General features: G+C 59.5%; 12 protein-coding genes. All 12 read right to left on the bottom strand.

From position 1 onward, the window contains the following. Positions 1 to 133 precede the first annotated feature (133 nt). Entirely contained in the window at positions 134 to 1,147 is a 1,014-nt protein-coding gene (locus QP977_RS07485; protein WP_049170271.1) for a DivIVA domain-containing protein, read from the bottom strand. Positions 1,148 to 1,545: 398 nt separating this feature from the next. Continuing rightward, the gene (locus QP977_RS07480; protein WP_048731166.1) at positions 1,546 to 1,845 is read right to left on the bottom strand and encodes a YggT family protein; all 300 of its coding nucleotides are present in this window, start codon (positions 1,843 to 1,845) and stop codon (positions 1,546 to 1,548) included. A 63-nt stretch (positions 1,846 to 1,908) separates the two neighbouring features. Next, entirely contained in the window at positions 1,909 to 2,430 is a 522-nt protein-coding gene (sepF, locus tag QP977_RS07475; RefSeq protein WP_048731168.1) for a cell division protein SepF, read from the bottom strand. 122 nt (positions 2,431 to 2,552) lie between these two features. Beyond that, the gene (gene pgeF, locus QP977_RS07470) at positions 2,553 to 3,275 is read right to left on the bottom strand and encodes a peptidoglycan editing factor PgeF (RefSeq protein WP_070652765.1); all 723 of its coding nucleotides are present in this window, start codon (positions 3,273 to 3,275) and stop codon (positions 2,553 to 2,555) included. 6 nt (positions 3,276 to 3,281) lie between these two features. Next, positions 3,282 to 4,601 (bottom strand): cell division protein FtsZ, encoded by a 1,320-nt coding sequence (gene ftsZ, locus QP977_RS07465; RefSeq protein ID WP_070429551.1) that lies wholly within the window; start codon positions 4,599 to 4,601, stop codon positions 3,282 to 3,284. Between the two features lie 268 nt (positions 4,602 to 4,869). Next, positions 4,870 to 5,646, bottom strand: a complete 777-nt coding sequence (locus tag QP977_RS07460; protein ID WP_049192950.1) for a cell division protein FtsQ/DivIB — start codon at positions 5,644 to 5,646, stop codon at positions 4,870 to 4,872. Between the two features lie 4 nt (positions 5,647 to 5,650). Then, complete coding sequence (gene murC, locus QP977_RS07455; RefSeq protein ID WP_069359187.1) at positions 5,651 to 7,144, bottom strand: UDP-N-acetylmuramate--L-alanine ligase; 1,494 nt, start codon at positions 7,142 to 7,144, stop codon at positions 5,651 to 5,653. Positions 7,145 to 7,157: 13 nt separating this feature from the next. Next, positions 7,158 to 8,330: an undecaprenyldiphospho-muramoylpentapeptide beta-N-acetylglucosaminyltransferase gene (gene murG / locus QP977_RS07450; RefSeq protein WP_070652764.1), complete on the bottom strand. Its 1,173-nt coding sequence runs from the start codon at positions 8,328 to 8,330 to the stop codon at positions 7,158 to 7,160. Between the two features lie 4 nt (positions 8,331 to 8,334). Next, a complete protein-coding gene (locus tag QP977_RS07445; RefSeq protein WP_070652763.1) occupies positions 8,335 to 10,143 on the bottom strand; it encodes a peptidoglycan glycosyltransferase FtsW in 1,809 nt (602 codons plus the stop codon). After that, complete coding sequence (gene murD / locus QP977_RS07440) at positions 10,136 to 11,614, bottom strand: UDP-N-acetylmuramoyl-L-alanine--D-glutamate ligase (RefSeq protein ID WP_070652762.1); 1,479 nt, start codon at positions 11,612 to 11,614, stop codon at positions 10,136 to 10,138. The genes QP977_RS07445 and murD overlap by 8 nt, the downstream gene beginning before the upstream one ends. After that, positions 11,611 to 12,717 carry a phospho-N-acetylmuramoyl-pentapeptide-transferase gene (mraY, locus tag QP977_RS07435; RefSeq protein WP_016423002.1) on the bottom strand — a complete coding sequence of 369 codons (1,107 nt, stop codon included), beginning with the start codon at positions 12,715 to 12,717 and terminating at the stop codon, positions 11,611 to 11,613. Before mraY ends, murD begins: the two co-directional genes overlap by 4 nt. Further along, entirely contained in the window at positions 12,718 to 14,244 is a 1,527-nt protein-coding gene (locus tag QP977_RS07430) for a UDP-N-acetylmuramoyl-tripeptide--D-alanyl-D-alanine ligase (protein WP_070827219.1), read from the bottom strand. Positions 14,245 to 14,282: the final 38 nt, after the last annotated feature.

Here is a 14,282-nt window from a genome sequence, read left to right as displayed (position 1 = left end):
AGGCAACTACTACAACCCTGACCGGAACAAAGAATGCGATTGGTTCACAGGGAAAGATAGCAAAAACCACCGCGCTCTGCCTCCCCTCCCTGGGGAGCCGAGCGTGGTGGTTTTCTACGTGTTGGCTACGTAATTAGTTGTTGTAGCCGTCGGCCGGGGCAGCCGACTCGCGAGAGTTCAGGTCGTCGAGCTGGGACTCCAGGAAGGTCTTCAGGCGAGTGCGGTACTCGCGCTCGAAGATGTGCAGCTCCTCGATGCGCCCCTCCAGAGCGGTCTGCTGCTCCTTGACGGTGGTCATGATCTCGTGGTGCTTGCGCTCTGCATCGTCCTGCAGCGCGGTTGCCTTCTGCTGCGCTGCGGTGATGGTGGCGTTAGAGCGAGCGTCTGCGTCGCTGATCATCTGCTCGCTGCGCTGGCGAGCGTCAGTGAGGGTCGACTCAGACTCGTTACGGGCATCAGCCAACAGCTGCTCACTGCGCTTCTTGGCATCAGCCAAAGTTGCTTCTGCCTCATTGCGAGCGTTGGTGATAGTGCGCTCGGCCTCTTCATTGGCCTCTGCCACGGTGCGGTCAGCGTTTTCACGAGCCTCGGTGACAAGCTTGTTGGCCTCAGCGTCGGCGTCAGTGGTGACGCGATCAGCGGTGTCCTGAGCAGCCTGCAGGATACGAGCAGCGCGGAGGCTAACTTCCTGCGACTCGGTGCCGGTGCTTGCTGCAACTGCCTGCGGCTGCTCCGCAGCTGCGGAGGAAGCCTGCTGTGCAGAAGCCTCTGCCTCAGAAGCACGCTTCTCAAGAGCATCCAGACGATCCTGGTAGTGAGCCTCAATCTCCTGCTGCTGAGCGCTCAGGCGCTCGTTGTACTCAGCGCGCAGCTCCTGCTCAATTTCCTTGCGCAGCTTGTCCTCATCGACAGCCGGCGCCGCAGCGGCAGCACCGGAAGCAGCGTAGTCTGCGCCGCCACCCTGCTCTAGCTGACCCTCAAGGTCCTCAACCCGCTGGCGCAGCTCAGCGTTTTCATCCTGGAGCTCACCCAGTGCGTCCTCCACGAGGTCGAGGAACTGATCGACCTCGTCCTCGTTGTAACCACGCTTGCCAATCGGAGGCTTGCTGAAAGCCACATTATGCACATCAGCCGGAGTCAACGGCATGGTGAGTTCCCCTAACACTTTGAGCGGACAGTTCTTAAGAAATCTTAAGAGAATTATTTCCAGTAGTACTGTTTACCCGGCCAATCCTACCTGCTCTAGTCACAGTCCTCACCCCATTTATTTTGGGCAGGACTCTATCCCCCACGTTCTAACCAATGGCAAAGTTCTAGTAAAACGTTAAACCTCGCCCTTACCCTGCACCTTTAGCCACAGAACTTTACCCCCGACACAATAAAAACCCATTGGGGATTACAATCCCCAACGGGTTCCTATTGTTGCCCCCGATTAACACCCCCGGCGGCAATTCAATGCCCGAGAACATCGCATTCGGGACAGTCAAAACAACACAGCTCCACCGAAATCCACATTGTGGATCCCAAGCAAACAGTTAGCGATATTTACGCCACCGCGCCGAGAGCTACCTGCAGCACCATTCGCAGAATCATAAGGATGAAGAACAAAACAAGCACAGACATGTCCACCATCACGTTGCCCATCGGCATAGGCGGGATGAGTCGGCGCAACAGCTTCACCGGCGGGTCGGTAATGACAAAAACAACTTCGCCAATCGACGAAAACACCCTGCCTGGTCGCCAAGAGCGAGAAAATGACTGAATCATTTCAATCACAATGCGAGCCAACAGCAGATAGGTGAAAAGCTTCAGCAGGATTAGCAGAACTAGCAGTAGTGAAGACACGAATAAACAGTCTAGCTAATTAATCGAAATACGAAACACTAACAGGCCATGCGAGCCGGCTGACTAGCCAGACATCCGGTCGAACTGGCCCTCGTTGACATCGCAGCCATGCGGGTACAGGGTGAACACGGAGCCGTCAGCCTTGATTCGACCGCGCAGACCGAAAACCAGTCCAGCAACGAAGTCGACATAGCGCTTAGCCTCAGATGGGTCAAGCTCACTCAGATCGAAGGTGACAATGTCACCGTCGCGGAAGTGCGAACCGATGTCCGGAGCCTTGGAGTACTTGTCCTGGAAACCACTTTCCGGCTTGATGAAGACCTGCTCCGGTTCCTTGGTCTCAGCAACGGAGTGCAGGTTGCCGTAGCGGTAGTCCTCCTCGCGGGAGTTCACACTTGCAGTCTCACGTGGAGCCTCTTCGCGCAGCTCGTAGCGGTGGCGCTCCGCACGACGCGAGTCGGCATAGGAGTCATCAAAACGCTCCTCGTCACGGCGGTCAAACTCGTCGTAGTGCTCGTCGTAAGCCGCGTCATCAGTCGGGGTAAGACCGAAGAAATTTGAAACCCCACGGAAGAAATCAGCCATCTTCTGCTACGTCCTTCTTAGTGTGCGAATTTAAGTCTGTGCTACCCACAACCTACCGGCTGGGTCAGCAATATCGCATAGACACGCGCAAATTTGGCGCGCCAAAATTACAACTTTGAAACTTAGCCCTGCTCGGGCAGGATTACGATGCCCGCCTGACGGCCAGTCTTCCCCTCCCGCCGGTAGGAAAAGTACTGCTCATTTTCAATAGTGCAGCTGGGCTCGACATTGACATGCCGTACACCGAGGTCATAGAGCTGACGCATCAGGCCGGCGCGCACGTCGACACCGGCAGTCCCCTGCTTCGTTCGCGTCTTCGCTCCGGGTAAATGCTTATCGACGTCATCGGCCATCGACTCAGGCACCTCGTAATTGTGGCCAGAAGCTGCCGCACCGAGAAGCGCATGGATATTCTCGGGCGTGGCACCGAGCTCAATCATCTTCTCGACAGATTTACGAACGATTCCGTTGCGGGCGCCGGTCCGCCCTGCGTGTACCGCAGCGGCGACACCCGCATGATCGTCGGAAAGCAAGACGGGAACGCAATCGGCAACGAGTACTACCAGCGCGAGACCCGGCGTGGTCGTGACGATGGCGTCGGTAGCCGGGACAGGCTCAGTTTGTGGTTCGTTGACGACGGTGACCGTGTTGGTGTGAAGCTGCTCCATATAGACGAAGCGGGCACGGTCGATTCCCAGAGAATCGGCCAAGCGCTGGCGGTTGCGTTCGACTGCGGACGGGTCATCGCCGACATGATCTCCAAGATTGAAGGAATCATATGGTGGCAGCGAAAACCCGCCGCGCCGATTCGTCAGAATTTTTCGGCTGCGGCGGGATTCAGTCATGATTTCTTAGAAGCCCCACTCCGGCAGGTCGCTGGAAGCCTGGTAACCGCCACGACGGTCGTCGCGGTCATCGCGATCCTCGTAACGGTGAGCACCACGGTAGTTGCGGTTTTCCTGCGTACGCGGTGTCGGGTTGTCGGTGAACAGACCACCGCTGTTCGGGTTGGTGCGCGGGACAAAGCGGTCGCGATCCTCACGCTCGCGCGGCTGTGCGACCGGGCGCTCTTCCTCCGCACGCGGGGCCGGAGCGCCGAGGTTGTCACCGCCCGGCAGTGCGCTGCCCTGTCGCGGTGCCTGCTCAGCGGCCGGACGCGCCTCGGCATCCTGTGCAGCCGGACGTGCAGCGGCACCTGCGGCTGGCTTGTCCAGCGGGTTGCCGTTACCCTGCTCAAAACCGGTAGCAATCACAGTGACGCGAACTTCGTCACCGAGGTTGTCGTCGATGATGGTACCGAAGATGATGTTGGCATCCGGATCAGCCTTTTCTTCCACGATGGACGCGGCGGCGTTGACCTCCATCAAGCCGAGGTCGGAGCCACCGGCGACGGAAATAAGCACACCCTGTGCACCATCCATGGTGGACTCCAGCAGCGGGGAGTTAATGGCCTGAGTAGCGGCGTTCATCACACGGTCGTCGCCGCGCGCGGAGCCAACGCCCATCAGAGCCGAGCCAGCCTCAGCCATTACCGAGCGGACGTCGGCGAAGTCGACGTTAATCATGCCCGGAATGGTAATCAGGTCAGTAATACCCTGGACACCGTTGTAAAGAATCTCGTCGGCGAAGCGGAACGCGTCCATCATGGACAGATCCTGCTCACCAATCTGCAGCAGACGCTGGTTCGGAATGGTGATAAGGGTGTCACAGACCTCCTTGAGGGTTTCAATGCCCTCGGCGGCCTGGCGTGCACGGCGCTTGCCCTCGAAGTCGAACGGCTTGGTTACCACGCCGACGGTCAGGGCACCGGACTTCTTGGCGATGCTCGCGACAACCGGAGCTGCACCGGTACCGGTTCCACCTCCCTCACCTGCGGTAACGAAGACCATGTCGGCGCCCTTGAGGGTCTCTTCAATCTCGTCCTTGTGGTCTTCCGCGGAAGTGCGGCCAACCTCGGGGTTAGCGCCAGCTCCCAGACCACGAGTTGCCTCACGCCCAATGTCGAGCTTGACATCAGCGTCGGAGAACATCAGGGCCTGCGAGTCGGTGTTGACTGCGATAAATTCGACACCCTTCAGCCCCTCCTCGATCATGCGGTTGACAGCATTGACGCCACCGCCGCCGACACCGACGACTTTGATAACGGCGAGGTAGTTATTCGGGGAGGTCATTGCGCGTTTCTCGCCCTTTCCTATAGGTCCTAAATAATTTCATCTAGCCACGTTGCACATGGGCCGCACGACAGCATTGGCACCGCCGGGCAGTACAGCTCTCCATGACACCGCACGGAAGAAGTGCATCATGGCCGAAAAGCTGTTGACCCCATTGTGGTCGAAAACTGCAAATAATTCAGCGACCTTTTAGCGCGTGTCGCTACCTTAAACCTGCACTTGAGGGATAGTGTTTAGCCACAGAAATCACTCCAGACACCACCATTCTCTACTCTCCCTTAGCAGCGGGTAGTCGGGGGTTGGAGACATTCCAAATCTTCTCGCCACGGTTCAGCACAATCTCCGTCGCGCGTGCCTTTTCTGCCGCATTATCCGAGGACCCGAAGTACACCTCGTATCCATCGGTCAGAAATAGCTTGATCTCTGCCTCGGAAGGAGCGCTAATCCGCTCCACACGGTGTGCAACGGGCTCTGGCAACGCCTTGACGACGTTCAAAACCGCCTTGATAACGCGCGGTTCGGGGTCAACTTTGCCGTCTGTTGGCTCATCCACACGAGGTGCATCAACAACCTCGATGACACCCGCCGGCGGGGCTGCCGTGACGAACTCCTGACCATTTGCGGAAAACAGATGCTCTCCGTCAGTGGCACGGACAAACACCACCGGGGTGAATTCCCGTACCGAAATAGTCACGCCCTGCGGCCACGAACGACTGACAGTCACGCTATCGACCCACGGCTGCCCCGCCACGGAGCGCGCTGAGGCATCCGTGTCCAAGCGAATGAGCTTTTGATTCTCGGAGATACCACTGGCCTCGACAATCGCGTCTTTATCCCCGTGGACGACGCCTTCAACATCGATGTTTTTCACAACCAGCCACGGCGAAAACCACACCACCGCTGCAACGATGGCGATAATCGCGACCAGGCCACCGCCGATGAGCCAGCCGCGTCGCGGGGCGCGCGCTGAACGCCGACGCCGCGACGCTGTTGTGCCCCGGTCTGCACCGTCGGTCTGCTGAGATTGCTTTCGGCTGGTTTTCACAGTGCTACGACTCCACCTGTTCGTCGTTGTCTCCGCTGAGCTCGCGCACGATTTCGTCGGCAAGCATCGTCACAGAGCCAGCGCCGATGGTCAGAATGACATCGTGCGGTTCGGCGATTTCGCGAACGCGAGCCGGGACGCTGGTGAAATGCGGCTCATACGTCACAGGGATGGTCATTTTGTTGGCAATGAGCGCGCCGTCGACGCCCGGCAGTGGCTCCTCGCGGGCGCCGAAGACATCGAGCAATACGGCCTTGTCCGCCAGAGACAGGGCGGCAGCGAACTCGTCGGCAAAGTTGCGAGTACGCGAGTACAAGTGAGGCTGGAACACAGCGATGACCTTGCCACGACCGGCCTCGGTGACCAACTCCCGAGCTGCGCCCAGAACTGCGGAGACCTCGGTCGGGTGATGCGCGTAGTCGTCGTAGATACGAGCGCCAACAAATGGCCCCTCGCCGATACTGCCGTGGTAGTCAAAGCGGCGACGGACACCGGTGAATTCACCGAGACCGCGCGCCATACGCCCCAAATCTGCCCCGACGCAGTCGCCACCGACCATTGCAGCCAGCGCGTTGAGCGCCATGTGACGGCCGGGCTGATGCAGTTCAAACCTCACCGATGTCGAGCCAACAGTGGCCTCCACGCGGGCGCCACCACCGACGGGAGTCCAGCCGTGCAAAACGGCACCGACCGGCAGCGTCGGGTGTTTAGCCAAGGCTTCTTCCCCACCATAAGCCAGCACGTTAATGCCGCGCTCCACCGCGCGCTCGCCCAATGCGGCCGCATGCGGATCCTCAGCACAGATGACCAGATGACCGCCATCCTTAATGCGCTCTGCAAAAGCGTCAAAGACGGCGTAGTAGGTCTCGTCGTCACCGAAAAAGTCAAGGTGATCGGGCTCGATGTTGGTAATTACGGCCACTTCCGGCTGGTAGGTCAACAGCGAGGCATCCGACTCATCGGCCTCAGCAACAAAAACGTCACCACTGCCCTGGTGAGCATTGACGCCGGCCTTGCTCATCAGACCGCCAACGGCAAAAGACGGATCCAAACCAGCTGCCTGCAAAGCGGCGACGGTCATCGATGTAGTCGAGGTTTTGCCGTGAGTACCGGCGATCAGGAGAGCCTTGGAATCCTGCATCAACAGCGCTAACACATCGGAGCGCTTGAGCACCGGAATGTCCAGCTCATGTGCACCGGCCAGCTCCGGATTCGTCTTCGGGATAGCAGCGAAGGAAATGACCACTGCGTCCGGCAGCTCTCCCTCGCCAGCAAGCTCAAGATTCGTACGGTCATGGCCAATGGCGATGGTGGCTCCCATCGCACGCAGTCCCACCACCGCGCGGGACTCCTTGACATCGGAACCGGTAACACGAATGCCACGAGCCAACAGGATGCGAGCGATACCGGACATACCGGCACCGCCAATGCCAATCATGTGGACACTTGCGGGCAGCTCTCCCGTTACCGGCTGAAAGTCATCGAAATTAACGTTCATGTTTATGCTCGCTTTACTTCTTAGGGTTCACAGCCGCAGAAAGCACCCGACGGGCAATGTTCTCCGCAGCGTTACCATGTCCAATGTTGGCCAGGGCGCGGCGCCCGTCGGCAAGCTTTTCTGGGGACGTGACCAGCGGAATCACGATATCCGAAACTGATGCCGCAGTCAGCGACTCGTCGGCGATGAGAATACCGCCACCAGCATCGATGACATCGGTGGCGTTGAGCGCCTGTTCCCCATTTCCGTGTGGCAGCGGTACATACACCGCAGGCAAGCCGACAGCTGAGACTTCAGCCACCGTCATCGCACCGGAACGGCACAAAATCAGGTCAGCGGCGGAGTACGCCAAATCCATCCGGTCGATGTACGGCACAGCGACATAGGGGGCGTCCTCGCGGATGGACTCGACCTCGACGTGATTCTTCTTGCCGTAGGCATGCAGTACAGATACACCGGCGTTGGCGAGCTCTGCGGCTGCACCGGTAACAGCTTCGTTGATGGAACGTGCCCCCTGCGAACCACCGGTGACAAAGAGCACCGGTCCCTCCTGCGGTAAACCGAAGAACTCGCGGGCTTCGGCACGCTTGGCGTCGCGGTCCAACGCCGCGAGACTGGCACGCACGGGATTGCCAACGACCTCGGCCTTCAGACCAGAGCCAGTCACGGCGGCCAAGCCGACGCCCCCGAGTGCGACACCGAGCTTATTGGCCAGGCCCGCACGGGCGTTGGCCTCGTGAACCAGGAACGGAATCTTCTTCCCCGCACGGCACGCCATGTAGGCCGGTGCCGATACGTAGCCACCAAAGCCGATGACCGCATCAGCGTCAATGCGCTTGAAAACCTTGCGGGTCTCACGCACCGCACGAGCGACGTTGAGAGGCAGCTTGAACAAATCCGCAGTCGGCTTGCGCGGCACCGGCACTGGCGGAATCAGCTCCAGGTCATAGCCTCGCGCCGGTACGAGGGTCGACTCCAACCCCCGATTCGTACCGAGTGCAATGACGCGGGCATCCGGCTGCAGTTTCAAAATCGCATCCGCTACTGCCAGTGCAGGTTCGATATGGCCAGCCGTACCACCGCCGGCCACCACAATGGTCGGAGCAGAGCCATCTTCCTTGAGAAACTGCTCAGACTCCGAAGCGCCTTTCGCCCCAGCGGCTGCGCCCAGATTCTTGTCTGCCATGGTGTTATCGATTCCTCCTCCGCGGTGCTGAACCGCCGTTCCTATTGTTTCGGCCCGGGCGCTGGCGCGAACGCGACTGTCCGCCACGGCCTTCGCCCCGAATCCTACTGCCCCGGCCTGAGCTTGACGACGACCAGGAGCCCTGTGACCGTCCAGCCCGCGGCGACCTCGCTGTAAATCCCCGCGTCCGTCCGTTGTCACTGCGAGGGGAATAATCCACTTCGCGGCCACGAACGCTGCCCGAGTTTCCGGAGCTGCCGGAGGTTCGGGAGCCACGCTGCGGGGCGGCACCTCGACCACTGCGGCTGCCTCCACTACGGCCGGGCCGATTGGGTCGGTCAGCTCGGCCACTGTAGGTTTCCCGCACCTGCGCCCCCTCGCCGCGTGGAGTACGCGCTCCACTGGTCACCACGGGAGGACCGAAGCGTTGCGGATCGCGATGGGCACGCACCTTCGGCGCGTGGCGACGCGATTCGTCATACGGGATTGGCTCCGGTATACCCAGGAACCTGTCCAGCCCCGGACGTCCCGAAGTCTGCATTGCAGAGACTGCTTCCGATTCGTGGCGGGCACATGTGGCCAGCAGCCCCATCGAGAACAACGTCACCATCGCCGATGTACCACCGGCGGAAATCAGCGGCAGCTGCAGACCAGTCACTGGCAACGCACCGACGACGTAGCCGATGTTGATAAAAGCCTGCACCACGGTTGCAGCAGTAATCGTGCCCGCGAGCAAACGGAGAAACGGATCGTTCTGGCGACCGGCGATACGAAGTCCCACCCAGCCGAGCGCTGCGTAGAGCAAAATAACCATCAGCGCGCCGAGGAAACCAGTCTCCTCACCGATAATGGCGAAAATGAAGTCATTCTTCGCCTCCGGTAGGTATCCCCACTTCGCGCTCGACTGACCAAGACCGACACCGGTGAGAGATCCGTCGGCAAGCGAAAGAAAGCCTTGGTAGGACTGATAGGCATCTCCCTGCACATCGTTGAAGCTACCGAGCAGCGAGTCCAAGTAGACCCTGATTCGCGCCGAACGGAAACCCGCGGTGACGGTAAAAATCACCAGGGCGAAAGCCGCAGCGGCAAGCAGCCCGGTGATGAATACTCGCGGCAGGCCAGCAAACCACGCCAACGCCACCACGACGAACGCCATGGAAGCAACCATGCCGAGGTCACGCTGCAGCATCACCAGTGCCAATACCACGAAGCTGACCGCACCGAACAGCCCGAACAAATCGGTATAGGACACAGCAGTGCGGACCTTTTCAGCCAGCAGCTTCGAACCCCACAGTGCCAGCGCGATCTTCGCGATTTCTGATGGCTGCATGGTGATACCACCAATACTCAGCCACGAACGCGCACCGGTTTCCTCCAGGCCGATGCCGATACCAGGGATAATCACCAAAACCAGCAGCACAAAGGACAAAATCAGCGCTGCTGTCGATAGCGAGCGAATCAATTCCACCCGCATTCGCAGCACAATCCACATGGAGATAAGACCCGCCACCACCATGACCAGCTGACGGATGAACACCGACCACACGCTGCCCGAGTCGTTACCCGCGCTGGCCATGGATGCCGACAGCACCATCACCAGTCCGATTGACGTCAGCAGCGCGACGATAATCATCAGCAGGTGGTAGTCGAACAGCGGACGCGACTTCCAGTCGTTAAAACGCTCCACCCACGCCGGCCGCTCTCGAGCACTAGAGCTAGACGACGAGGGCCGCTGTGAACTGGTAGCCTTCGTCCCCTTTTGTGCCGTCGCGGCACTAGCGCTTAAATTACGAGCCTTGCGGGAGTTATCCATCAGTTGACGTCACCTTCTGCGCCCATTGCGCGAACAAGTCGCCACGTTCAGCCATTCCGGAGTACATGTCCAAGCTGGCGGCAGCTGGTGCCAACAGCACCACATCCCCAGGGTTGGCATATTCACTAGCTGCCATACAGACCTTTGCCATGGCATCGACCTTGTCAGTGTCATCAATGACAACGACCGGCACAGCAGGTGCGATGCGGGAGAGCGCATCGCTGACTAGTTGCCTATCGACGCCCAGAACCACGGCGGCCTGCAGGCGATGAGCATGCTTCGCCACTAGCGGCGAGATTTCCGCGCCCTTGAGCTGACCACCGACGATCCAAACGACACGCTCATGACCGGACAGTGCAGCGTCGGCAGCGTGGGGGTTGGTGGCCTTGGAGTCATCAATCCACACGACATCATTTGCCTTATGGACAATCTGACCGCGGTGTGCGCGAACTTCGAAAGTCTCCAATTCCGCTGCAATTTGCTCCGGTGAGGTACCGATACTGCGCGCCATCGCAGTGGCGGCCACCGCGTCGAGAACACCTGCCCGGCCGGGAGGAGAAATTCCCGCTACCGGTGCGATGACAATGCCCGGACCAGAGTCGTCAGCTGCGGCATCGCCGCCGCCAAAAGCACGGTCGACAATCATGCCGTCGCGAACTCCGACCTGGTGTGCCTCCGGGGGACCATCGGTAAAGCCCACGACGGAGTTGCCGAGCTCGTCGTTTTTCAGCATCTTTTCCACGTGCTCGACGACATCTGCGTCATCCGCACCGTAGATTGCGACAGTACCGCGCAGCGCACGGGTCTTGTCCAGACCGTAGTTTTCGTAAGAACCGTGCCAGTCGATGTGGTCTTCCGCCAGGTTCAGCAGTACTCCCGCATCTGGGCGAATGTTTGGAGCCCAGTGCAGCTGGAAGCTGGACAGCTCTGCGGCCAACACCTCGATACGAGGCTCAGCAGTCAGTGCGTCGTACAGGGCCACACCAATGTTGCCCACAGCTGCGCCCTGCTCCCCGAGCATGGCGGCCAGCATGGAGGTGGTTGTGGTCTTGCCGTTAGTGCCGGTGACTACCAGCCAGGTCCGTTTCGGACCCCACAGCTGGGCACAGTCGCCGGCGAAAGCCAGCGCCACATCACCGAATACCGGGACACCGGCCTCAGCGGCGGCGTCGAACAGCGGACTGGTCGGACGCCACCCCGGGGAGGTCACGATCGCAACCGCGTCGGCAAGCTCGTCGCGAGCGTCTGCGGTTGTGACGTGCCGAACCGAAAAGTCGGCGGCAACCAGTGCGCCGAGCGCGGAGTCGTCCACGACGACAACTTCCGGACAGCCGATGTCCTTGAGCATCGCAATGGCACCGCGACCGGAAACTCCGGCTCCTGCCACCAGAACTCGACCAGAGCGCACCGTAGCGACTAAGTCGAGATTTCGGATATCGGTGAGGTTGGTCGGGTCTGGTGAGTTAATCATTGAAATACGCCTACCTGAGAGAGCCAGTCACTGTAGAAGATGGCTGCGCCAATCATGTTGAAAATGCCTGCGAGTAGCCAGAAGCGAACGACAACAGTTGTCTCCGCCCAACCTCCGTTTTCGAAGTGGTGATGGAGAGGAGCCATGCGGAATACGCGCTTGCCAGTCGTCTGGAAAACCGCGATCTGGATTGCCACGGAAGCAACTTCCATCACGAAGATGAAGCCAATGATAACCATCAGCAGCTCAGTCTTGGTGACAAATGACAGACCCGCTACCAAACCGCCAAGAGCCAGCGAACCGGTATCTCCCATGAAGATCTTTGCCGGCGCTGCATTCCACCACAGGAAGCCCAAACAGGCGCCCAGACCCGCGACGGAAATAACGGCGATATCCAGCGGATCGCGGACGTTGTAGCAACCGCTGCCCAGCGAAGCCTCGCAAGAGTTACGGAACTGCCAGAAGGAAATCAGCGTGTAGGTGGCCAGTAGCAGCGCGGTGGCGCCAGCGGCCAGGCCGTCAAGGCCATCAGTGAGATTGACGGCATTCGTCCATGCGGCAATGACGATGAAGACAAATACCAGGAAGACAATCATGCCGAACCACACAGGCCCCGGTGCCAGATTCAGGAACGGAATATCTCGAATCAGCGACAAGCTCGTCGAACCGGGAGTCAAGCCAGACGCATCCGGGAACTGCAGCAGCAGCACGCCGAAAATCAGTGCTGCCGCCAGCTGCCCAACCAGCTTCGCTGTCTTGTTCAGCCCCAGGTTGCGTCCTTTGTAGAGTTTGATGAAGTCATCGGCAAAACCCAATGCGCCCATCGCCAGAACAAGGAACATCACCAACAGACCGGAGGCGGACGGCCCCACGCCAGTCTGGATATACGTAACGAGGTGTGAGAGGAAATAGCCAGCGACGATTGCGGCGATGATGGCGATGCCGCCCATAGTCGGAGTTCCCCGCTTGCGCAGGTGGCTCTTCGGCCCTTCTTCACGAATCTCCTGGCCAAGACCTTCAGCAGAGAATTTGCGAATAAGCACTGGTGTTAAAAAGACACTCACCAGGAATGCAATCGCACCACTGAGAATAAGTTGAATCACTTACTTTTCCTCTCCGCTTTCACCTTCGGGCGTAGTCCCAACCTTGGCAGCCAGCGAGTCCGCGACCCGCCACATACCGTCCGCATAGGAGGCCTTGACTAACACCACATCGTCCGGACGCACCTCGGCCGCCACCAAATCCGCGGCAGTGGATGTATCCGGCACCCTAGAAGTATTTAACCCCAACTCTTCCGCTTTGTCGGCCAGGGCATGCACATTAGAACTCTCTCCGACTGCAATTAGTCGATCGATGCCGCGGCCCACAAGGTACTCGCCAAGCGACGAGTGCTCATCTTCAGCGGAATCACCAAGCTCACCCATCTGTCCCAGCACGGCCCACGATGAGGCGTCCTGGTGCGTTGGGCCAGCTGCTGTACGTGCCAGAGCGTCAATCCCCGCACGCATCGAATCAGGGTTGGCATTATAGGAGTCGTTAATTACGACGATATTGCCAGTGAGCTGCTGGACATCCATGCGCCGCTCTGACGCTGCCACATGCGCAGCCATCGCCTTTGCGACCTGCTCAGCATCAATACCGGACTCCACTGCCACCGCAATCGCCGCCAGGGCATTGGCCACTTGGTGCGCACCATAGACCTGCAGTTGGATCGGGAATGTACGCCCATCCGGTACATGCAGGTCAAAAGATGCACGAGCAAAATCATCGAGATGCACATTCGTGGCGCGGTAATCCGCGGTTGCGTGGCGTTCGGAGTTCTCATCGGCAGAGAAGAACACCACCTTCGCCTGGGTACGCGGAGCCATGCCAGTGACGTAGTCATCGTCGGCATTGAGTACGGCCACACCGCCCTGCTCCGCAGCCGGCAGCGCTTCCACGAGCTCGCCCTTAGCCTGCGCGATTGCCTCGCGCGAGCCAAACTCACCAAGGTGCGCCGTGCCAACATTGAGCACCGCACCGATCGTCGGTGGCGCGATGCGCGCCAGGTGGGCCACATGCCCAATTCCGCGTGCGCTCATCTCCGCAACCAGGTACTTCGTCTCCGGAGTGCACTGCAGCACCGTGTACGGATGCCCAATTTCGTTATTAAACGACCCCTTCGGCGCCACCGTCGGATCGTCGGTACGCAGCAGCGTCGCCATCATGTCCTTCGTCGACGTCTTTCCCGCCGAACCCGTCACACCGACGACATGCAGCTGATCCTTCTTCAGCTCGTCGACGACGTAACGCGCCAACTTACCAAGCGCTTCCAGCACCGCCGCCCCGGAACCATCCGGATCGTGTGCAAATGCGTCGGCATTGGAGTCCTGCTTACCAAGGGGCTTGACGACGACCGCAGGTTGCCCAACATCTCGTGCCGCCAGTGCCATCGGCGCTCCAGCTGCTACAGCCTGATCGATGAAGTCGTGGCCGTCGACACGCGCGCCCGGCAGGGCGAGGAAGAGCGAGCCTTCGCGAATCTTTCGGGAGTCGAATTCTGCGGGCTGAGTCACTGTGGCGTCATCATTGACGTGGGCGAGTTCACCTCCCACGATGTGAGCGATTTCCGCGGCGGTCAGGGCAATCATGATGTCTATAGTCCTTGTTGGTTAGAGTTCCAGGCGCT

Origin of the sequence: Corynebacterium sp. MSK012, assembly GCF_030232435.1 — a bacterium.
GTDB lineage: Bacteria > Actinomycetota > Actinomycetes > Mycobacteriales > Mycobacteriaceae > Corynebacterium > Corynebacterium jeikeium_D.
The sequence above is the reverse complement of the archived record's forward strand: the minus strand, read 5'-3'. Positions and strand labels throughout refer to the sequence as shown.

Excerpts from the sequence above, each read along its gene's own strand:
- ftsZ (WP_070429551.1), bottom strand. The coding sequence starts at position 4,601 with ATGACCTCCCCGAATAACTACCTCGCCGTTATCAAAGTCGTCGGTGTC.
- QP977_RS07445 (WP_070652763.1), bottom strand. The coding sequence starts at position 10,143 with ATGGATAACTCCCGCAAGGCTCGTAATTTAAGCGCTAGTGCCGCGACG.
- QP977_RS07485 (WP_049170271.1), bottom strand. The coding sequence starts at position 1,147 with ATGCCGTTGACTCCGGCTGATGTGCATAATGTGGCTTTCAGCAAGCCT.
- QP977_RS07430 (WP_070827219.1), bottom strand. The coding sequence starts at position 14,244 with ATGATTGCCCTGACCGCCGCGGAAATCGCTCACATCGTGGGAGGTGAA.
- murD (WP_070652762.1), bottom strand. The coding sequence starts at position 11,614 with ATGATTAACTCACCAGACCCGACCAACCTCACCGATATCCGAAATCTC.
- pgeF (WP_070652765.1), bottom strand. The coding sequence starts at position 3,275 with ATGACTGAATCCCGCCGCAGCCGAAAAATTCTGACGAATCGGCGCGGC.
- murG (WP_070652764.1), bottom strand. The coding sequence starts at position 8,330 with ATGGCAGACAAGAATCTGGGCGCAGCCGCTGGGGCGAAAGGCGCTTCG.
- sepF (WP_048731168.1), bottom strand. The coding sequence starts at position 2,430 with ATGGCTGATTTCTTCCGTGGGGTTTCAAATTTCTTCGGTCTTACCCCG.
- murC (WP_069359187.1), bottom strand. The coding sequence starts at position 7,144 with ATGAACGTTAATTTCGATGACTTTCAGCCGGTAACGGGAGAGCTGCCC.